Genomic DNA, 21383 nt, shown 5'->3' with positions numbered 1-21383 from the left:
CGCACGGCGGCGTTCCCATCGGTAATCGTACGTGAGATCCCGGTTGTCCGGGACTGACGGGCGGTTCGCGACTGGAACTCTGTCGAACTGATCGCCCGCGCTCCGCACCGGAGGCGGGTTTTTGCTTTCGGTCGGCGCCGGAACGAAGCGGATTCCGAAGGAATGCTATGCGACACACGATCTCGGTGCTGGTGGAAAACAAGTTCGGGGTGCTGACCCGCGTGGCGGGCCTGTTCAGCGGGCGGGGGTACAACATCGACTCGCTCAATGTGGCCCCGACCCACGATGCGACCCTGTCGCGGATGACGATTGTCACCCGTGGGGACGACGCGACGGTCGATCAGATCGTCAAGCAGTTGAACAAGCTTGTCGATGTGGTGAAGGTCATCGACTACGGGCAGGGCGACTACATTGACCGGGAACTGGTGCTGGTGAAGGTCAAGGCCGAGCCGGCGAACCGGGCGGAGATCTGCCAGATGGCGGAACTGTTCCGGGCCAAGGTGGTCGATGTGCAGCCCGACAGCCTGACCATCGAGATCACGGGCGGGGAGACCAAGCTCGCCAAGTTCATCGAACTGATGACCTGTTTCGGGATCTGCGACCTCACCCGGACCGGGCAGGTGGCGCTGCCTCGATCCTGAGGCTGGACCGCGAGACCCATTCCCGGCAGGATTCCCGCCTTTCACTCAGACTCAGACCATTCCATCCATGCCAGCCAAACTCTATTCGGACAAAGACGCGGATCTCGGAGTGCTGCAGGGCAAGACCCTTGCGGTGCTTGGTTTCGGATCCCAGGGGCACGCCCACGCGCTCAATCTCAAGGACTCGGGCCTGCGGGTGATCGTGGGACTCTACGAGGGGAGCAAGTCGATCGCCGTCGCGCAGGAGATGGGATTCGAAGTGGTTCCGACCGCCGAGGCGGTGCGGCTTGGCGACGTGATCATGGTCGCGCTGCCGGACACCAAGCAGCCGTCGGTGTACGAGAGCGACATCGCGCCGAACCTGAGCAAGGGCAAGACACTGCTGTTCAGTCACGGGTTTGCGGTGCATTTCAAGACCGTGGTGCCGCCCAAGGACGTGGATGTGATCCTGGTGGCGCCGAAGGGTCCCGGGCACATCGTCCGGCGGCAGTATGTGGAGGGGAAGGGCGTGCCGAGCCTGATCGCGGTGTACCAGAATCCGGGCAAGAAGGCGAAGAAGGTCGCCCTGGCGTGGGCCAAGGGAATTGGCGGAACGCGGGCGGGGGTCATCGAGACGACGTTCAAGGAAGAGACGGAGACCGACCTGTTCGGCGAGCAGACGGTGTTGTGCGGCGGTTGCAGCGCGCTGGTGCTGGCGGGCTTCGAGACGCTGGTGGAGGCGGGGTACTCGCCCGAGATGGCGTATCTCGAGTGTCTCCATGAGCTGAAGCTCATTGTGGATCTGATGAACGAATCGGGAATCAGCGGGATGCGGTTCTCGGTGTCGGAGACGGCGAAGTGGGGGGATGTGACGGTGGGGCCGAAGATCATCGACGCCTCGGTGAAGAAGCGCATGAAGGCGGCCCTGAAGGAGATCCAGTCCGGCAAGTTCGCCCGCGACTGGGTGAAGGAATACCAGGGCGGGTACCGCCGGTACAACGCGCTGCTGAAGGAGGGACAGAAGCATCCGATCGAGAAGGTGGGCGAGCGGCTTCGCGGCCTGATGCCGTGGATGAAGAAGCGGCGGATCGGCGGGGCGCAGGCCGCCTACTGAGGGTGGCTTTCGGCGAGCGGACCGGAACGGTCGTGTCGCCAGGTTGCCGTTGAACTGGCGGGGAAGGCGCGGCCGGCCGCGGTTTCCCGCCCGGGTTTCCCGGTCGCCATCCGGCGGGCCATCCGGCCGGCCATCGGGGGCACGTTTCCGAACCAGACCGCCATGGACTACAAAGAGACACTGAATCTCCCGAGGACCGGCTTCCCGATGAAGGCGGATCTGGTCACGCGGGAGCCGGAACGGCTGAAGACCTGGGAATCGGCCCGGCTTTACGAAGAGATCCAGGCCCGGCGGGCCGGGGCACCGTCGTTCATCCTGCACGACGGTCCGCCCTTCGCCAACGGGGACGTCCATGTCGGGACGGCGCTCAACAAGATCCTCAAGGACATTGTGATCCGGTACCGGAGTCTGAGGGGGTTCCGGGCGCCGTATGTGCCGGGATGGGACTGCCACGGACTGCCGATCGAGTTCAAGGTCGGGCAGGAGCTGAGGCAGACAGGGGCCTCTGAACTCACTCCGGCCGACCTTCGCAAGGCGTGTGACGCGTATGCGCGGCGGTATGTGGAGCTTCAGCGGGAGCAGTTCCGGCGTCTGGGGGTGCTGGGGGACTGGGAGCATCCGTATCTCACGTTGAACCGCGAGTACGAGGCGGAGGAGCTGCGGCTCTTTGCGCGGCTGATCGAGAGGGGCTTCGTCTATCGGGGGAAGAAGCCGGTGTACTGGAGCATTCCGTGCAGGACGGCGCTGGCGGAGGCGGAGGTCGAGTATCTCGACCACGTGAGCCAGAGCATCTACGTGAAGTTTCCGGTGGTGGGACGGCCGGGGACGTTTCTACTGATCTGGACGACGACGCCGTGGACGCTGCCGGCGAACCTGGCGGTGGCGTACCATTCGAAGTTCTCGTATTCGCAGGTGCTGGTGGGGGAGGAGACGTATCTGCTTTCGACCCTGCTGATACCCGATGTGGCGCGCCGGGCCGGGTGGGAGGATTACCAGATTGTGAGGAGCCTCGACGGGGGGCTGATCGGGGAACTGGAGTACGAGCACCCGTTTTGTGCGCGGACCGGACGGTTGCACGCGGGGGACGATTTTGTGACCAACGACGCCGGCACCGGCCTGGTGCATGTGGCGCCGGGGCACGGGGCGGAGGATTACCGGCTGGGACTGGAGCACGGCCTGCCGATCTATTCGCCGGTGGATGACGACGGGCGGCTGGCGCGGACGGCGGATCTGCCGGTGGAACGTCAGATGCCGGATGCGCTGGTGGGGCGTTCGATTCTGGAGAAGCACGGCAAGAGCGAGGCGAACGAGGCGGTGCTGCATGAGTTGCGGGTGCGTCAGCGGCTGCTGCACCAGGAGAACTACCACCACAGTTACCCGCACTGCTGGCGGTCGAAGACCCCGATCATCTTCCGGGCGATGGACCAGTGGTTCATCCGCATCGACCATCCCCACGAACCGGTCGATGCGCCGGGGGTGACATTCCGGCAGCGTGCCGTCGAGGAGATCGACCGGGTGCGGTGGATTCCGGAGTGGGGTGTCAACCGGATCAAAGGGGCGGTGCAATCGCGGCCGGACTGGTGCATTTCGCGCCAGCGGGCGTGGGGGGTTCCGATCCCGGCATTCTACACGGCCGACGGGGAGCCGGTCCTGGATGCGCGGGTGGTGCGGAACATGGCGGACCGGGTGGAACGGCACGGATCCGACCTGTGGTTCGAGTTGTCGGCGGAGGCCTTGTGGAAGCTGGTTCGACCGGAGGACTGGGCGGGGGCGGAACCGGTGACCAAGTCGATGGACACGCTGGATGTGTGGATCGACTCGGGTTCGTCGTCGGCGGCGGTGATTGCCCGCCGGGCGGAGTTGCGGGGGGATGGAGAGCAGCCGTTCCAGTGCGATCTGTATCTCGAGGGGAGCGACCAGCACCGCGGCTGGTTTCAATCGTCGCTGTTGCTTTCGCTGGCCGGGCAGGGAGCGGCGCCGTACCGGTCGGTGCTGACCCACGGGTTCATGGTGGATGCGGACCGGGAAAAGATCTCGAAGAGCAAGCAGGGGCAGGGCGGTTACCAGAAGCCGCAGACGGCGGCGCGATACGTTCGGGATTACGGGGCCGATGTATTGCGGCTCTGGGTGGCCTCGCAGGATTTCCGCCAGGACATCATTGTCAGCGAGGAGCGCCTGCAGAAGGTGGGCGAGACGTACCGGGTGATTCGGAACGCGCTGCGATTCCAGCTTTCGAACCTGTACGACTTCGAACCGGGACGGCACCGGGTTCCGGCGGTGGACCTGGATCCGCTGGACCGGTGGATTCTGGGGGTGCTGAACGAGGTGGAGGGTGCGGTGTTGCGGGCGTACGAAGCGTGCGAGTTCCACACGGTGTACCAGCGGGTCTCCCAGTTTGCCGCGGTGGAATTGAGCGCGATGTACCACGATGTGGTGAAGGACCGGCTTTACACGGATCCAGCCGGGTCGGCGCGGCGACGTTCCACCCAGACGGCTCTTCACGGGCTGGTCACGCGGCTTTCACGGATGTTGTCCCCGATCCTGGTTTTCACGGCGGACGAGGCGTGGGAGGCGATTCCCGGTCGGGATCAAGCGTCGGTGCATCTGACCGACTGGAGGGACGAAGCGCCGGGGAGCGGGGTTGCTGAGGGCGACGGGTTCCAGCGGCTTTGGGAGGTCCGGGAACGGGTCCTGCCTGTTCTCGAGCAATTGCGTCGGGAGAAGACGATCGGGAAGTCGCTGGACGCGGAGGTGACGCTGGTTGGGGATCCCGCGGGAGGACTGATCGAGGCCGCGTCACGGAATGTCGCCGGGCTGAAGGAGATTCTGAATGTGTCGGCGGTGAAGATCGACGCGGGCGGGAAGGCGGGACAGGAACTGTCTGTCACGGCGCGGCGGGCGGGCGGCGTGAAGTGCGAGCGTTGCTGGCACTGGGAGGGGGATATCGGGAACGATGCGCGGCATCCGACTTTGTGCGGGCGATGCGCGGGAGCGGTGGAAGCGATGGGGTGAGGGGGGAGGAAGGGACGAAAGAGACGTACGGGACCCGGTGAAGTTTGGGGGATCAGGGATCCGGCGGGCGATCCGGGCGTCGCCGATAGGGGGGGGCATCGCCACCGGCATGGGGGGGGCCGCGGTGGGGCTTGGAGCGTTTGAGGAGGGCGTCGTATTGGAGTCGCTGGGACTCGTCGAGTTCGGCTTCGATGAGTTGGCGGACGCGGTGCATTTCGTCGCGGACCTGGGGTTGGCAGGATTCCCAGAACTGGCGCATGCGCTGGTGGCCGTCCTTGAGGATGGCGTCGATGCGTTCGGCCTGAAGGGGGGAGAGGTTCAGTTCCTCCTGCATCTGGCGGAGGGCATCGAAACGCGCATCGGTGGGGGGGCGCGGGAGGGTGCGGGGAGGAGGGGTGGGAGCGCTGCGGAAGGCGAACGACCCGGTGATCACGCCCGACGCGAAGATGAGGGCGGCGGCGAGGAGGACCTTCCAGTGTTTCACGGCCAGTCTCCGCCATGATCGAGTCCGGCGAGGAGCACGGCATCGATGGTTTCTTCCAGGTCGAAGGCGGGTTCCGATCGCGGGTGGGTTCCGAGGCCCACGAGGATCATCACGGCGCAGCAGGGTGCGAGGGCGCGCCACAAGAGGCGGCCCCAGGTCGTCCAGGCATCCGGGGCGGGGGCATTGCGCAGGGCATGCATGATGCGCTTTTCGAAGGCGAACGGCACGGCATCGGAGGTGGGGACGCGGCGGGCGGCGGCAACCAGTTTGTGTTGAAGGCGCTCGGCGTTCATGAGGCGGACGGGTGATTCAGACGAACTGTTTTCACGGGGGGGTTACAGATACTTTCCGGGCTTGAGGCGGAGCAGGGCCTTGCGCATGGCGGCGCGGGCGCGAAAGGCGCGCACCTTGACCAGCGAAGCGGACCAGCCGGTGAGTTCCTGGATCTCCCGGACGGAACGTTCCTCGATTTCGAGGAGCTGGATGACCAGCCGGAACTGGGGGGGCAGGGATTCCATCAGGCGCTGGACCAGGGCGCGGGCGGCGGCGGCGCGGTCGTCGGCGGATTCGGGGTCTGATCGGAAACGTTCCAGCCAGTCGGTTTCCTCGGGGCTCAGGTCGGTGAAGCTGAATTCCCGGCAGCGCTGATGGACGCGCAGGAAATCGTAGCAGGTTCGGACGGTGACCCGCATGAGCCAATGGTCGAAGGGCGCCTCGAAGCGGAAGCCGGAGAGGCGTTCGAAGCCCTTCATGAACACTTCCTGAACGATGTCGGCGACTTCGCTTTCGCGGCGGGCGTAGCGGCGGGCGGTGGCGAACACGCGGGACTGGTGGCGGCGGATCAGCTCCTCGAAGTCGCCGGTCGCGCCGGCGAGGACGGAACGGACCAGGTCCTCGTCCGACCGGGGATCGCCTTCGAGTTGGGCGATCGATGCCGGCGGGGCGGCGGGATTCTCGATCGTGCACGTGGCAGGCATCGGGGCCGTCGGGGATGGGACCGGTTTCGGGCGGCTGGGAGCTGCTCTGGGGGGGAGGGTTGACCGAGGCCCGCTAGATCTCCAGTTGTTTTTCGAACCGGGTCAGGGTTCGAGGCGAGCTGCGGGTGACCAGGACGACGTCCTCGAGGCGGACGCCACCGACCTCCGGGTAATAGAGGCCGGGTTCCACGGCGATGACGTGTCCGGCGCGGAGGACATCGCGCGAATGGGCGCTGAGGCGCGGGGGTTCATGGACGGCGAGACCGAGTCCGTGGCCGGTGGGATGGAAGAACCCCTCGACGCGGCCGGTGCGGCGGAGGGTCTTGAATCCGGCGTCGCGAAGACGGGCTGCGGTGGCGCGGTGCACGTCCGCGGAGGGCGATCCGGCGCGTGCCAATCGGATGGCTTCGGTCTGGGCATCGGCGACGGCGGCGTACATGCGGCGGACGAAGTCGGAGGCGCGCCCGCGCACGACGGTGCGGGTGATGTCGGCGTAATAGCCGGTGCGCAGGGATCTGGGGACGAGATCGATGACGATGGGTTGATTGGCCTTGAGGGGTCCATGGCCGCGACGGTGGGGATCGCCCCCCTGTTGCCCGCCGGCGACGATGGTGTGACAGGGCTGGCCGCCGGCTTCGAGGATGGAGGTATCGATGATGGCGCGGAGGCGGTCGGCGGTCAGGGGCGACTGGCCGAGCATGAGGTGACCGGCCTTGCCGGGGCGGGAGCGGCGGAGGGCATGGAGGCCTTCGGCGAGACCGACCTCGGCCATCACGAGGGCGGCCGAGATCTTGTTCACCTCGTCGGAGGATTTCCAGGCGCGATCCGGGAAGAAGGGGCCGGGCCGGAGTTTGACCTTGATGCGGCGGGAGCGGAGGGCTTTGGCGAGGCCGAGGGGGAAGGTTTCGGCGACGGTGACCTTGCGGATGCGGTGTGCCTTGAGCACGGCCACCAGCACATCGCCCAGGCCCACGGGGTCACCGCCGTGGGTGCGCTGCAATGTTCGTTCGTAACGGGAGTAGGGGAGGACGCGGCAGTGGGGGGCTTCGGTCCGGAGACGGAGAAGTTCCGGATCGCCGACCACGACGGAAGGCGATCCCTTGTGGGTGAACCAGATGAACGGGTCATGGACGAAGGTCCTCACGGCATAGAGCATGTCGGCATCACGCTCGCTGTCCGCCACCATGAGGAGGTTCTCCCGGGACACATCGGCGACGCTAGGAAGCCGCCTGCGGCGAGGCAAGCGTGCGGGCGGGGGGAGGCTTGGGCATCCGGTGCATCCCGGAGGTGTGGGGAGAGGTGCGAAGTTTGCGGAGCGTCGCCTCGGAAGGAGGGGTTTCACGAGGCTGCAGCAGTGTGGAGCGCTTGGTTGAGGACTCGCGGAGTTCGTCCCTCCGAATCGCTGCGTCCGCTCCACAACTCCGGGATCTACCGGCTTGGGCGTCCTGAAAGGGGGAATCCGCTTCAAATGAGGCGTTCCATCTGGTAGTGGCGGGAGATTCCTTCGACGGAGCACGACCATGTCCAAGAGCCTTTCCCTCGATCGGCGCCAGTTTCTGGCGCGCACCTCTGCGGCCTCGGCGGCCCTGACCCTTTACGGCGCGCTTCCGGGAGCGCGCGGGGCGCAGGCGCCTTCGCGGCGGCTGACCGTCGGGGTCATCGGTCTGGCGCGGGGTCAGGATCATATCCGGGCGTTGCAGCAGATCGAGGGGGTGGACGTGGGATGGATCTGCGATGTGGATACGCGGCGGCTGGAGCAGGCGGCGCGGCAGATGGCAGGGCGCCAGGAGCGGACGCCGCGGACGACTCAGGATTTGCGGCGGATCCTGGACGACCGGGATGTGGACGCGATCACGCTGGCGACCCCGAATTACTGGCATGCGCCGGCGACCATCATGGCGTGCGCGGCGGGGAAGCACGTGTACGTCGAGAAGCCCGGGAGCCAGACGGCGGAGGAGTCGGAGTGGATTGTGCGGGCGGCACGGCGGTACGACCGGCGGGTGCAGATGGGCACGCAGCGGCGGAGCTGGCCGGGGGTGGTCGAGGCGATCGGGCGATTGCGGGACGGGGCGATCGGGAAGGTGCTGTTTGCGCGGACGTACTACAACAACGCGAGGCCCTCGATCGGGCGGGGGCAGCCGGTGCCGGTGCCGGATTACCTGGACTACGACCTGTGGCAGGGACCGGTTCCGGAGCGGCCGTATCTGAGCAATCTGGTGCATTACGACTGGCATTGGCGCTGGCATTGGGGCGGGGGCGAACTGGCGAACAACGGGGTCCATGCGCTCGACCTGGCGCGATGGGGACTTGGCGTGGATTATCCGTTGCGGGTGACCTACACCGGGGGGAGGTACCACCATCAGGACGATCAGGAGACTCCGGACACCGCGCTGGCGACCTACGATTTCGGCCCGTGCGGGGCGTCCTTCGATCACAGCAGTTGTCATCCGCGCGCTCATGAGCGGCGACCCTGGGTGACCTTTTATGGGGAGAGCGGGGCCCTGACCCAGGAGGGGGGCGGGTATCGGGTCTTCGATCTGAAGGGAACCGAGGTGGCGTCGGGCACCGGGCCGGGAGGGGATGTCGGCCATTTCCGGAACTTCGTGGATGCCATCCGGGATGGGGTGCCGCTGACGGCGGAGATTGAGGAGGGGCAGAAGAGCGCGTTGCTCTGTCACCTTGGCAACATCGCGTACCGGCTCCGGAGAGAGATCCGATTCGATCCCGAGCGGCGGCGCATCCTTGGGGATCCGGAGGCGGACGCCCTCTGGGGCCGGACGTACCGGCCGGGGTGGGCGCCGCGGATGGAGTGAGGGTGGCGGGGCGGGGGCCGGGTTTGAGGGGCGGCGCTGACGGGATCAGGCGTGGGCGAGGAGGGGGCGGATGACGTCGCCGTGGACGTCGGTGAGGCGGCGGTCGATGCCGTTGTGGCGGAAGGTGAGGCGGGTGTGATCGATGCCGAGGAGGTGGAGGATGGTGGCGTGGATGTCGTAGCACTCGGTGGGGTGTTCGACGGCCTTGTAGCTCCACTCGTCGCTGGTGCCATGGCTGATGCCGCCGCGGATGCCGCCGCCGGCGAGCCAGTTGGTGAAGGTGAACGGATTGTGGTCGCGGCCCTCGCTGCCCTGGCTGCACGGCATGCGGCCGAACTCGGTGGTCCAGAGGACGACGGTGTCCTCGAGGAGTCCGCGGGCCTTGAGGTCGCGGAGGAGCCCGGCGACGGGTTGGTCCATGCTGCGGCCCATGTCGCCGTGGTCCCGCGCGATGTTCTCGTGGTTGTCCCAGTTGCGGCGGGGGAAGCCGTTGTCGGCGCCGCTCCAGATCTGGATGAAGCGGACATCGCGTTCGAGGAGGCGGCGGGCGACGAGGCAGCGGCGGCCCATGTCCTCGGTGACGGGATCATGGACACCGTAGAGGCGGAGGGTGGCGGGGGATTCGCCGGTGAGGTCGAGAACCTCGGGGGCGGAGAGCTGGAGGCGGGCGGCCATTTCGTAGCTGGCGATACGGGCGTCGAGGCGGGAATCGCCGGGGCGGGCGGCGGCGTGTTCGCGGTTGAGGGCGCGGAGGAGATGGGCGCCGTCGCGTTCGCTGTCGGGGGTGAGGTAGGTGGCGGATTCGGGAGGGAAGAGGTCGAAGATGGGATTGGGATGGCCGACGCGGATCATGGTGCCCTGGTGCTGGGCGGGGAGGAAGGCGGAGCCCCAGTTGGCGGGGCCGTTGGGGGCGAAGCCGCGGGTGTCGGGGAGGACGACGAAGGTGGGGAGATTCTGGTTGAGGCTGCCGAGGCCGTAGCTGATCCAGGCGCCCATGCTGGGGAAGCCGGGGAGGACGAAGCCGTTCGACTGGAGGAAGGTGGCGGGGCCGTGGACGTTGGACTTCGAGATCATGGAGTGGACGAAGGCGAGGTCATCGGCGCAGGCGCCGATGTGGGGGACGAGGTCGCTGATCCACTTGCCGCACTGGCCGTAGGGTTTCCAGTCCCAGGGACTCTTCATGAAGGCGCCGGGCTCGCTCTGGAAGAGTTCGACTTTTTCGCCGACATCGAAGGGTTTGCCGGCATCGCGGAGGAGGCGGGGTTTGTAGTCGAAGGTGTCGCACTGACTGGCGGCGCCGGACATGAAGAGCTGGACGACGCGGCGGGCACGGGCGCGATGGTGGAGTCCGCCATGGAGGTCGGGGGAACCGGCGGACGCGGCCACCGGGCCGGAGCCGGGTGCGGTGTCGGCGAGGAGTCCTTGGCGGCCGAGGAGCCAGGCGAGGGCGATGCCGCCGAGTCCGCCGCCGTGGCGCCAGAGGAATTCGCGGCGATCGAAGGCGTGGGGAGGGGCGGGGGCGAAGGGGTGTTCCGTGGAGGAACAGACGTGGCGGGGTTGGGCGGGCATGGTCAGTCGAGGAAGGTGAATTCGTTGCTGTTGAGGAGGAGGCGGCAGGCGCTGGGCAGGCCGTGCTGGTCGGCGTAGGCACCGAGCCGGTCGATCTCGGAATCGGTGGCCGGGCGGAGGAAGGCGAGTTCGACGGCGCGCCGAATGCGGTCCGGGGTGGATGGTTGTCCGGCAGCGACGCGGTCGGCGAAGCGTTCGGCCTGGCGGAGGACGAACGGGTTGTTGAGGAGAGCGAGAGCCTGGAGCGGCGTCAGGGTTTCGGTGCGGCGATCGGTGAGGATGCTGGGATCGGGGCAGTCCATGGTGTCCATGAAGGGGTCGGGGACGCTGCGGACGATGAAGCGATAGATGCTGCGGCGGGCGGCGGCGGGGCTGTCCACTTCGAAGCGTGTGTAGTCGTACACGGGGGAGTGATCGTCCTGGAAGAGGAACTGTTGGGCGCTGGGACCGCCCATGGCGGGATCGAGTTCTCCGCTGACGGCGAGGAGGGCGTCGCGGAGGGATTCGGCGTCGAGGCGGAGGCGGTTCATGCGGGCGAGAAGGCGGTTGTCGGCATCGGCGCGTTCGGCCTCGGGGTGGGGTGAGGAAGCCTGGCGCCAGGTGGCACTGGTGAGAATGAGGCGGTGGAGGTCCTTGAAGGATTCGCCGGAGTTCTGGAACCGGTGGGTGAGCCAGTCGAGGAGTTCCGGGTGGGACGGGGTGCCGCCCATCCATCCGAAGTCGCCAGGGGTATCGACGAGGCCGCGCCCGAAGTGGTAGTGCCAGACGCGATTGACGATCGAGCGTCGGAGCTGGGTGTTGCGGGGATCGGTGAGCCAGCGGGCGAGGGCGGCGCGGCGCGGGGCCTCGGAGGACTCGGCGCCGGGTTCGAGAGGGAGTTCACTGGACAGCCACGGGAAGGTGGAAAGGGCGCCCGGGGTTGCCGGTTCCATCGGGGCCCGCACGTCGCCGCGGCGCAGGAAGTGGACGGTGCGGGGGCCGTCGGGCGGCCGGAACGAGCCCATGGGCGTGAAGTCGGACGTGGCGGCGTACACCCATTCGGGCGGAGGCAGAGCGGTGAGGTCGCGTTCGATTTCGGCGAGGCGTGCGACGATCTGCCGGTAGTCGGCTTGGGCGGCGGGTGGGAGGGCGGCGACGAGGGTTTCGAGGCGTTGTAGGCGGAGGGTTTCGATGGCGTTGCGGAGATCCTGGCGGCGGGCGGCGAGGGTCGCGGATTCGGGCGGGCTGCCCAGGCGCTGGCGGCTGTCGAAGCCGTCGACCAGGCGGGCGCGGCCCCAACGACCGCTTTCGATTGAGTCGAGTGCCTGGACGGGGGCCCAGAGGGCGAGGTTGTCGGAGCCGGAGAGGACCTGGAGTTCGGCGAGGGCGAAGGCGTAGTCGGCGGTGCGTTCCCAGAGGCGGGTGGCGGTGATGCGAATCACGCGGGCGCGGAGGGCCGGGGTGGGGAACACCACAGGTTCGTCGCCAGGATTGGTGAAGTCGGTGGTCGTGTGATCGGCCACCAGGCGTGGGTCGGGGAAGGCCGGGTCGTCATCGGCCTCGACGCGGAAGCGGACTGGGAACCCGAACCCGGGGGTGTCGGGGAAATCGGTGGGGCGGGCGGGGACCAGGCGGATTTCGGTGATGGGCCGGGGTTCGGCGAGATCCACCTGGACCCATTTGAGGACGTCGGGTCGGGGTTCGACGGCGCTGTGGTAGCCGTTGGAGGGACTTTCGGCGGCATCGGACAGCGCATTCAGGGCGGCCCGGCGTTCGGCGATGGTGGCATCGAGGGCGCGGACTTCCGGGCGTTCAAGCCGGGCGAACACGGCATCGAAGGCCTGGCGCTGGCGGGTCAGGTCCTTCGTCTCCCGGGACAGCGATTGTCGTTGGCGGTGGGTTTCGGGGTCGCGGTCGTAGGGTCGGTCCGCGCGGTCCACGCCGGCGAAGACCGCCTGGAGGGCGTAGTAATCGCGCTGGGGGATGGGATCGAACTTGTGGTCGTGGCAGCGGGCGCAGTGGACGGTGAGGCTGAGGAACGTGGACATGGCAGTCATCACCATGTCGTCGCGGTCGTTGTAGCGGGCGATGAGGCCGTCGGTCTTGGATTCGGGGAGTTCGACATGGCCGACGAAGTCCCACGGACCGGCCGCGAGGAACCCGAGGGCCACCACGCCGTCGGGGTCGTCGGGAAAGAGGACATCGCCGGCAAGCTGTTCCTCGACGAAGCGGGAGTAGGGTTTGTCGATGTTGAAGGCGCGGATGACGTAGTCGCGGTAAGGCCACGCGTTGGGGCGGGGCTTGTCCTTGTCGTAGCCGTGGGATTCGCCGTAGTGGACGATGTCGAGCCAGTGACGGGCCCAGCGTTCGCCGTACTGGGGGGAGGCCAGGAGACGGTCCACGAGTCGTTCGTAGGCGTGGGGGTCGGGATCCTGGACGAAGTCACGGACCTCGTCCGGGGTAGGCGGGAGGCCGCGCACGGAGAAGCTGAGGCGGCGGATCAGGGTGCGGCGATCCGCCTCGGGGGAGGGGGAGAGGCCTTCGGTTTCGAGCCGGGCGAGGATAAACCGGTCGATAGGAGTGCGGGGCCATGAGGCGTTGCGAACCTCGGGCGGGGTGGGATGGAGAACGGGTTTGAAGGCCCAGTGATCCGACTTGTCGTGGAGTTCTGCGGCATCGATGCCGTCCGGCCAGTGGGCTCCGGCGTCGATCCAGGCGCGGAGGAGTCCGATTTCAGCGTCGTTGAGGGGATCGCCGGAAGGCGGCATCTCCATGCCTTCGACGAGCCGGGCGACATAGTGGAGGAACGGGCTTTCGTCGCCGTTGCCGGGCAGGATGGAGGGTCCAAGATCCCCACCGCCGAGGGCCGCCGCGCGAACGTCGAGGCGGAGGCCGGAACGTTGGCGGTCGGGTCCGTGGCAGGAGTAGCAGCGCGTTTCGAAGATGGGGCGGATATCGGTGACAAAATCGACCGGATGACTGGCGGCCGGCGGAAGGCGGCCGGGATCGATGGCGGCGGTGACCAGGAAGGTGGCCATGGGCAGGATGACGGGGAGTGCGATCCGCCATCGGCCGGGTCGGAGTTCACCGGTGGAAGGGGCGTGGGGCATGGGAACAGGACGTGAGCGTGCGGGAGTTGGAAGACGCTTTCAATGCGGTTCGGAGGTCCTAGGCTGGCCCCGTGAACGATGCCGAGCAGCGCGGATTGCTGGGGTTGTGCCTGATGGCGGCCTTTGCGGACGGGACGAAGAGCGACGTGGAGCGGGACCGGGTGCGGGAGATCGTGGCAGGGTTCGAGAACCCGGGTTTGAAGGCGATGGAGTTATATCGGGATGTGCTGTTGAAGAAGGTGTCGATGGAAGAACTGGCCGGGGCCCTGCAAACGCCCGAATCCAGGCTGTTGGCCTACGAGATGGCGCTCGGGGTGTGCGAGGCGGATGACCGATTGAACGACGAGGAGCGCCGGTTCCTGGATGGGTTGCAGCGGCGGTTGGGTCTTGGAGACGGACGGGTGGCCCCGCTGCGGCGGGAGGCGGACGAAATTGTGGCGGCGGCGGTTCCGCCGGTGCTGGCGTCGCCTGCGCCGGTCGCCTTGGCCGCGGTCGTCTCGGAGGAGGACCTCGACGGGATGATCCGGAATCAGGCGATTTTGGCGGGGGCCTTGGAACTCTTGCCGGGTTCGCTGGCGACCATGGCGATCATACCGTTGCAGATGCGGTTGGTGTATCGGATCGGCCAGCGGTACGGGCACAGTCTGGACCGGGGTCACATCGGTGAATTCCTCGCCGCCGCGGGCATCGGGGTGTCGGCGCAGGTGATCGAAGGGTACGCGACGAAGCTGATGAAGGGGATTCTGGGGAAAGTGGCGGGTGGATTGGGGCGGGGACTGGCTGGGGCGTTCACCGGATCGGCGATGGCGTTTGCCAGCACTTGGGCGTTGGGTCAGATGGCGCGGCGGTACTATGCGGGAGGCCGTTCTCTCAATGGGATGCAGATGCGGGAGACATTTCAGTCGCTATTGGGCGAAGCCAGGGGGATGCAGGCCCGGTACCTTCCTGAGATCCAACGCCAGAGCAGGCAACTGAATGTGACCGAGGTCATGCGAATGGCGCGAGGCGGGTGAGCGGACGACCGCCGTTGACCGATCGGACTATTACTTGCGGGAGTTGCCCTGATGGTGACGGTCCTCCCACGCGTCCGCTCCGTCCACATCGCGTCCGCGATCCAATACCCGCTGAGCTCATGATAACGAGCCAGACAATATAAAGTTGACACCGTCGTCAACAAATTCAAAGATCAAATATATAGTCAGGCAAGTAGCATTTGACCTTAGTCAATAATAACAAAATAATAAGTCCGGCACATTGCAGTTGACGTCCAAGTTAAAAAGTCAGGCACTTGAATCAGATTTCACGATAATAAATTGCCAGGCGCTTTAAGTTTTATTTTTATTGTTGACGCTGGGTCTGGGCTTTCGGCTGCTCGCGGATGCCCGGAATGGTGGGGTGGGTGCTGAACGCGCTGGTCATCGCCGGATGGCGAAGGCAGGCTCGGCACACCATGAAACGCATCCCTTCCAGTCCACGGATTTCACGTCGCCGGTTCTTGGCCGCTGCCGGAGCGGGGATTGCGCTGCCGACTTTTGTGCCGGCGACGGTGTTTGGGGCGGCCGGCCGGCCGGCGCCCTCGAACCGGATCACCATGGGGGTGGTGGGCTGGGGGATGCAGGGGCCGGGCAACACGGGGAATTTCATGAGGCAGCCGGACTGCCAGGTGGTGGCCAGCGCGAACATCGACCGCAACCATCTTCAAGCGTCGCTGCGATCCATCAACCGGCACTACGACAACCGGGACTGCCGGGCCTACGAGGACTACCGGGAAATGCTGGCCCGGAAGGATATCGACACGGTAATGCTGGCGGTTCCGGATCAGTGGCATGGGGTGATGTCGGTCGAGGCGGCCCGCAGTGGGAAGGATATCTTCGGCGAGAAGCCGCTGGCCCGGACCATTGCCGAGCAGCAGGCGATCGTGAGGGCGGTGCAATCGAACCAGCGGATCTGGCAGACGGGTTCATGGCAGCGGTCGGAGCGCAATTTCCACTACGCGGCGGAGATTGTGCGCAACGGGCTGATCGGTCGGGTGACGCGTGTCGAGGTGGGATTGCCCAGTGGACACCACGATTTTGCGGGGACGGGCAAGCCTTTGATCGAGGCGCTGAGCCGGTTGCCTGACCCGGTGACGAACTTGTCCCGTCTGATGCCGGGTACGCCGGCGTGGAAGGTGGCGATGACGGCCCCGCCGTCCGAGCTCCAGTACGACCGCTGGATTGGGCCGGCGAGAATGGAGCCTTATGTGCAGGCGCGAGTGCACATGAACTGGCGCTGGAACTACAATACCGGTGGCGGGCAATTGCTGGACTGGATCGGGCATCATGGAGACATCGCCCACTGGGGTTTGGGTAACGATGACCGGATTGGGCCAAGCGAGGTGTCGGGCACCGGCGAATTTCCCGCGGCCGAGGCGTTGTGGAACACCTGCACGCGGTACCGGATCACCTGCCGATACCCGAATGACATCGAATTGGTGATCGCCGGCGGCCACAACGACATCCGGGGCGGAACCAAATGGGTTGGGACCGACGGCTGGGTCTGGGTGAACCGCGGTAATGGATTCGAGGCGTCGAACAAGGCTTGGGAGGAGAACCGCCGGCTTCCAGAGGAACTGCGCAAGGTGAAGCTGCCCTTCGCGGAAGGTGGCCACTACCGGAACTTCCTCGACAGCGTGAAGTCGCGTCAACCGACGGTGACGCCGGTCGAGGTGGCGCACTGCTCGGCGGTGCCCGGTCACCTGGGGCTGATCGCAATGCTGACCGGACGGAAGATCCGCTGGGACGCCGAGCGGGAGCAGATCCTCAACGATCCGGGCGCGAGTGAACTGCTGTCGCGTCCGACGCGGGCGCCTTGGTCATTGGGCTAGTGGGCCGGCGGGCTGGTGGGGGGGGAGTGTCGCTTTGTTTTACACCCCTGCCAGGAACTGCTCCATGGGTTATATCCCGCTTGGGAGTAGGAGCTTGTAACAAAGCGGTTCGGTCCGTGAAAGGATAAGGCGTCGGGAGGTCTTACACCGATGGTCCATACCCCAATCGGGGTAAGGCTGGGACGAGCCAAGGGGAGCGTCTTTTTGGGGGGTGGAACGGGCCAAAAGGGAGGGTTTCTTGGGTGGTGCCCCGGGAAGTTCACGCTTTTGTCACGTGTGGAATGCATTCTGCTATTTGAAGGCTCTGCGGTTTGGGATGGATCCGGGCCCTTCGCTCGGGCCCTCCGCCCGGGCGCCCGGGCGCCCGGGCTCTCGCACGGGCCCTTCGCACGGGCCCTTCGCACGGGCGGGTTTGGCGAAGGGTTGGCGCGGGCGCGGGGGTCCGAGAGGTGGGATGGGGTCTGCGGGCGTGGAGCGTCCTGTGCCATGGGATGCGCGGCGGACACAACGGAAATCGATGCATGATGAACGTCCGATCGGCGGCTTGGTATTGTGTGAGCACGGCGCGGAGGCAGGAGTTGGTGGCCTTCACGCATCTCAGTCAGGTGAGGGGCGTGGACGTCTTCCTGCCGCGATTGCGGTCGAGGCGACCGCTGGGGGTGCGGACGGTGCGTTTGGGAGTTGAGCCGCTGTTTCCGCAGCATCTGTTTGCGCGGTTTGCGCTGGAGGCGGGTTTGGAGCGGGTGGGCCGGGTGGAAGGGGTGAAGGCCGTGGTGCGGTTTGGAGATCAATGGCCGACCATCCCGGACGCCCTGATGCAGGAGCTGATTCTTGAGTTTGGTCCATCGCAGATCATGGACCGGCCGATACCGCGGCTCGAGCCGGGGGCCAATCCCGACACTTGGGCAGGGCCGCTGAAGGGGTTTCGGGCGGTGACCCACTACGACATCCCGGCCGCGCAACGCGTCCAGATCCTGCTGGAGATATTGCGCCGTGATGCCATCCGACCGGTGTTGCGTCCCCCCTCCACGCCTGCGCCCCGGCCGTGGGGCGACGTCCGATCGGGAATCCCTCGAAGCGCTCCGTAGCCTCGCGCGTGTACGGATTCAACTTCGCGAATCGAGGCGGAAGGGGCACGCTGCGGTCCTTATGATCGGCAGGCCCTCGGACGTCCGCGTGACGGGTGCGGAGTTGTACTTGTTGCCGGTGCCCACGCGGGTTCCGTTGAAGTTCGGAACGGAGACGTTGACGCGGGTGACCTGTGCCCGGGTCCGGGTGCGGGTCATCGATCGGAAGGGCCGACGGAGCGAGGGGTGGGGGGAGACGCCTTTGAGCGTCCAGTGGGGATGGCCGTCAGCGCTGCCTTACGAAGTGCGGTTGCGGGCGATGATCGATCTGGCCGGGAGGGTGGCACGGTTGTGGTCGGAGCACGGGGCTTTCGGACATGCGCTCGAATTGGGCTGGGACTTCGTGGAAGGGAGGCTGCCTGGGTTATGGCGGGCGTTGAACGAGGAGCGGGGGGGCGAACCGATGCCCTGGCTGGCGGCCTTGATTGTGGCCTCAGCGTTCGATGTGGCGATCCACGATGCGTTCGGCAACAGCGTGGGCCTTCCCGTGTACGAGACGTATGGGCCGGAACACCTCAATCGCGACCTGGCGGTGTTTCTCGAACCGGCCGAGCCGGGGATGAGCTTTGCGGGCCGGTATCCGTCGGACTACCTGGTGCCGCGGCGCGACCGGCTTCGCGCCTGGCATCTGGTGGGGGGATTGGACCCGATCGCCGCGTCGGAGTTGCGCGGGGACGAGCCGGAGGATGGCGTGCCGGTGCTGTTGGCGGACTGGATCCGGCGGGACGGTTTGAAGTGCCTCAAGGTGAAGCTGCGCGGCAACGACGCGGCTTGGGATTATGAACGATTGGTGGCGGTGGGGAAGGTGGCGGTGGCGGGCGGAGTGGATTGGTTGACGGCCGACTTCAACTGCACCGTCCGCGAGCCCGCCTACGTGAACGTCATCCTCGACCGGCTTCGGAACTCGCATCCGCGCCTGTACGGCATGCTGTTGTACGTGGAGCAGCCTTTTCCCTACGACCTCGAGGCGAACCCGATTCCGGCGCACAGCGTCTCGGCCCGCAAGCCGCTGTTTCTCGACGAAAGCGCGCATGACTGGCGCCTGGTGCGGCATGGACGGCAGTTGGGATGGAGCGGTGTGGCGTTGAAGACGTGCAAGACCCAGAGCGGTGCGCTGCTGAGCCTCGCCTGGGCGCGGGCGCACGGGATGGAACTGATGGTGCAGGATCTGACCAATCCGATGCTGGCTCAACTGCCGCATCTCCTCCTGGCGGCCCATGCGGGCACCATCATGGGGGTGGAGACCAACGCGATGCAGTTCTACCCGGCGGTGTCGGCGCCGGAGGCGGCGGTACATCCCGGGTGTCATGCGCGCCGGAACGGGGAGGTGGATCTGTCCACCCTGCGGGGATCGGGTTTCGGATACCGGCTGGAAGCGATTCGGCGGGACCTGCCGGCGGCCGAGTGGGTGTACGGCGAGTAGTTTGGAGTCAGGGTTGAAAGAAAGAGGCCCGGGGTTGCCCCCGGGCCTGTCGTATTCGTTGCTCAATGCGGCGCTGCGCCGCGTTATTCGGTCAGGCTGACCCACTCGCGGCTGGCTTCGCGCAGTTCGGCCTGCCGGGTGGCATAGAACCGGGCCGCGCGGGCCTTTTCCTCAAGCAGCGTCGGCAGCACCAGCAGCGGAACCGAAGTGAGCCACGCGAGTGACTCTGCTTCCGCCGCAGCACGCCTCAAGCTGGCGTGCAGCACCGGATTTTCCGTTTCCGCCAGCAATCGGCGGAGGATGGTTCCGGTGAGGTGCGTTAGCGCCTGATCGTTCGGGCGCGCGTGTCCGCGACGTCCGAACGGCTGAGGGCGACTCACCCGGCGCAGCGCCGTGGATTGCGTCGTCTTCATGCGGCCTTTCGAATACCACATCGGCGCCAGGACGCAATGTCTTGAGCGGAATCGATGGGGCCTCTTTCGGGGAATGGACCCTCAGCCCTGGATCAGCGTATGCGGCTCCGGCGGTCGGCGAGGGCCTGGCGCAGGGCGGGCAGGGGACGGGTGTTGATCACGTCGTCGCGGGTCAGCCAGCCCTTGCGGGCGATGCCGGCGCCGAGCCGCAGCTGGCCGGCGTGTTCGGGGCGATGGGCATCGCAGTTGATGGCGCAGCGGACGCCGAGCCGGACGGCGTCGTGCCAGTGGCGCCAGTCGAGGTCGAAGCGGAAGGGGCTGGCGTTGAGTTCGATCCAGGTGCCGGTTTCGGCGCAGGCCTCGATGATGGCACGCAGGTTGACGGGGTATGGAGGGCGTTCGAGCAGGAGACGACCGCTGGGATGTCCGAGCATGTGGACCCACGGATTCCGTGCGGCACGGATGAGGCGCCGGGTGTTTTCGGCCTCGTCGCGGGCGGGGACGTGCAGGCTGGCCACCACGACATCCAGTTCGGACAGCACTTCGTCGGGGAAATCGAGTCCGTCCTTGAGGATGTCCACCTCGGTGCCGGTCAGCAGTCGGAAATCGCTGCCATCGTCCTCCAGGCGCCGGTTGATGTCGCGGATGGCGCGGATCTGCTCGCGAAGGCGGCGGGCGTCGAGGCCATTTGCCTGGAAGGAGGCTTTGGAATGGTCGGTCACCGCCCAGTAGGCGCAACCGAGGTCCTGGGCATGCGCGGCGATCTCCTCGAGGGACTGGCGTCCGTCGCTCCAGGTCGAGTGGTTGTGGAGGGAGCCCTTGAGCTGGGTCCACTCGATGAGTTCGGGGAGTTCCCCCCGTTCTGCGGCGAGGAATTCGCCCTGATCCTCGCGCAGTTCCGGGGGGATGTAGGACAGGCCCAGGGCGCGGTAGATTTCCTCCTCGGTGCGGCACGGATCCGGCGCAGTGGCGCGGCCGGCAGGGGCATCGTCGGATGGGGACAGGCCGTATTCGTTCAGGCGCAGACCGCGGGCGATGGCGCGCTGGCGCATGACGATATTGTGTTCCTTGCTGCCGGTGAAGTAGGCGAGGGCGAAGGGGAACTCGGCATCGCGCACCACGCGGAGATCAGCCTGCAAGCCGTTGTCGAGCACGACGCTGGCCTTGGTTTCGCCCTGGGCGGTGGCCTTGAGGACGCCGGGCTGATGGAGGAAGGATTCGATCACCGCCGCCGGCCGCGATGACGAGACCACGAAATCGAGGTCGCCAATGACCTCTTTCCAGCGGCGCAGGCTTCCGGCGGCCGAACAGCGGATGACATCGGGATGGGAGCGGAGCCGTTCGAGAATCGGTTCCGCCGTGGCGAGGGCGTCGCCGAGCCGGTGCTGGGAGGCGAACTGGCGGCGCAGGGCGATCCCTTCGAGGATGCGTTGCTGGGACAAGTCGCCAAATCCATCGAGGGCGGCGACGCGACCGTCCTTGCAGGCGGCTTCGAGGTCCTCGACCGAGGCGATCTGGAGGGCGTCGTGGAGTTTGCGGGCCTTTTTGGGGCCGACGCCGGGGAGGTTGAGGAGGTCGAGCAACCCTGGGGGGAAGGACGCCTTGAGTTCGTCGTAGTAGGGAAGGCACCCGGTGGTGACGAGGGTGGCGACCTTGGTCTGGAGGGCTTCGCCGAACCCTTTGAGTTCACCCAGCCGGTTCTCGGCGACGAGACGTTCCAGGGGTTCGGTGAGGGCTTCGAGGGTGCGGGCGGCGTTGTGGTAGGCGCGGGTCTTGAACGGGTTTTCCCCCTTCAGTTCCAGCAGGACCCCGATCTCTTCGAGGATTGCCGCCACGTTGTCCTTGGTCATGAGTCGGAGGCTATCCGAGGCGTTGC

16 protein-coding genes are annotated in these 21383 nt (G+C 66.6%); 8 read left to right on the top strand and 8 right to left on the bottom strand.

The annotated features are described in order from the left end of the window. Positions 1–167: 167 nt before the first annotated feature. The 3 genes from ilvN to ileS all read left to right on the top strand — a co-directional run bounded on the left by ilvN (position 168) and on the right by ileS (position 4746). The gene (gene ilvN, locus KF833_13645) at positions 168–641 is read left to right on the top strand and encodes an acetolactate synthase small subunit (protein ID MBX3746344.1); all 474 of its coding nucleotides are present in this window, start codon (positions 168–170) and stop codon (positions 639–641) included. 67 nt (positions 642–708) lie between these two features. Next, positions 709–1734 carry a ketol-acid reductoisomerase gene (ilvC, locus tag KF833_13640; protein MBX3746343.1) on the top strand — a complete coding sequence of 342 codons (1026 nt, stop codon included), beginning with the start codon at positions 709–711 and terminating at the stop codon, positions 1732–1734. 162 nt (positions 1735–1896) lie between these two features. Beyond that, entirely contained in the window at positions 1897–4746 is a 2850-nt protein-coding gene (gene ileS, locus KF833_13635; protein ID MBX3746342.1) for an isoleucine--tRNA ligase, read from the top strand. Between the two features lie 52 nt (positions 4747–4798). On the opposite strand, the gene KF833_13630 is transcribed toward ileS, so the two are convergent. From KF833_13630 to KF833_13615, 4 genes are all read right to left on the bottom strand, one after another. Beyond that, the gene (locus KF833_13630; GenBank protein MBX3746341.1) at positions 4799–5230 is read right to left on the bottom strand and encodes a hypothetical protein; all 432 of its coding nucleotides are present in this window, start codon (positions 5228–5230) and stop codon (positions 4799–4801) included. After that, positions 5227–5523, bottom strand: a complete 297-nt coding sequence (locus KF833_13625) for a hypothetical protein (protein MBX3746340.1) — start codon at positions 5521–5523, stop codon at positions 5227–5229. Before KF833_13625 ends, KF833_13630 begins: the two co-directional genes overlap by 4 nt. A 42-nt stretch (positions 5524–5565) precedes the next feature. Next, complete coding sequence (locus KF833_13620) at positions 5566–6207, bottom strand: RNA polymerase sigma factor (protein ID MBX3746339.1); 642 nt, start codon at positions 6205–6207, stop codon at positions 5566–5568. A gap of 73 nt (positions 6208–6280) precedes the next feature. After that, complete coding sequence (locus KF833_13615) at positions 6281–7414, bottom strand: aminopeptidase P family protein (protein ID MBX3746338.1); 1134 nt, start codon at positions 7412–7414, stop codon at positions 6281–6283. A gap of 313 nt (positions 7415–7727) precedes the next feature. On the opposite strand from KF833_13615, the gene KF833_13610 reads away from it, so the two are divergent. Continuing rightward, positions 7728–9020, top strand: coding sequence for a Gfo/Idh/MocA family oxidoreductase (locus KF833_13610; protein MBX3746337.1), 1293 nt, complete (start codon positions 7728–7730; stop codon positions 9018–9020). A gap of 45 nt (positions 9021–9065) precedes the next feature. Here the strand turns inward: KF833_13610 and KF833_13605 are convergent, their stop codons facing one another. Then, entirely contained in the window at positions 9066–10589 is a 1524-nt protein-coding gene (locus KF833_13605) for a DUF1501 domain-containing protein (protein MBX3746336.1), read from the bottom strand. A 2-nt stretch (positions 10590–10591) separates the two neighbouring features. Continuing rightward, entirely contained in the window at positions 10592–13606 is a 3015-nt protein-coding gene (locus tag KF833_13600; protein ID MBX3746335.1) for a DUF1549 domain-containing protein, read from the bottom strand. A gap of 143 nt (positions 13607–13749) precedes the next feature. Here KF833_13600 and KF833_13595 point away from each other — a divergent pair, with 143 nt between their 5' ends. The 4 genes from KF833_13595 (at position 13750) to KF833_13580 (ending at position 19094) form a co-directional block, all read left to right on the top strand. Next, positions 13750–14691: a DUF533 domain-containing protein gene (locus KF833_13595; GenBank protein ID MBX3746334.1), complete on the top strand. Its 942-nt coding sequence runs from the start codon at positions 13750–13752 to the stop codon at positions 14689–14691. A gap of 437 nt (positions 14692–15128) precedes the next feature. Continuing rightward, positions 15129–16544, top strand: coding sequence for a Gfo/Idh/MocA family oxidoreductase (locus tag KF833_13590; protein ID MBX3746333.1), 1416 nt, complete (start codon positions 15129–15131; stop codon positions 16542–16544). A gap of 524 nt (positions 16545–17068) precedes the next feature. Further along, positions 17069–17632: a hypothetical protein gene (locus KF833_13585; GenBank protein ID MBX3746332.1), complete on the top strand. Its 564-nt coding sequence runs from the start codon at positions 17069–17071 to the stop codon at positions 17630–17632. Between the two features lie 61 nt (positions 17633–17693). After that, the gene (locus tag KF833_13580; protein MBX3746331.1) at positions 17694–19094 is read left to right on the top strand and encodes a mandelate racemase/muconate lactonizing enzyme family protein; all 1401 of its coding nucleotides are present in this window, start codon (positions 17694–17696) and stop codon (positions 19092–19094) included. 83 nt (positions 19095–19177) lie between these two features. Here the strand turns inward: KF833_13580 and KF833_13575 are convergent, their stop codons facing one another. Together KF833_13575 and polX are read right to left on the bottom strand one after the other, a co-directional pair. Beyond that, entirely contained in the window at positions 19178–19507 is a 330-nt protein-coding gene (locus KF833_13575; GenBank protein MBX3746330.1) for a hypothetical protein, read from the bottom strand. Between the two features lie 92 nt (positions 19508–19599). After that, a complete protein-coding gene (gene polX / locus KF833_13570; protein ID MBX3746329.1) occupies positions 19600–21357 on the bottom strand; it encodes a DNA polymerase/3'-5' exonuclease PolX in 1758 nt (585 codons plus the stop codon). Between the last annotated feature and the right edge of the window lie 26 nt (positions 21358–21383).

This window comes from Verrucomicrobiia bacterium (genome assembly GCA_019634625.1).
In the GTDB taxonomy this organism is placed as follows: domain Bacteria; phylum Verrucomicrobiota; class Verrucomicrobiia; order Limisphaerales; family CAIMTB01; genus CAIMTB01.
Note: the sequence above shows the minus strand (reverse complement) of the source record. Positions and strands in the feature narration are given on the sequence as shown.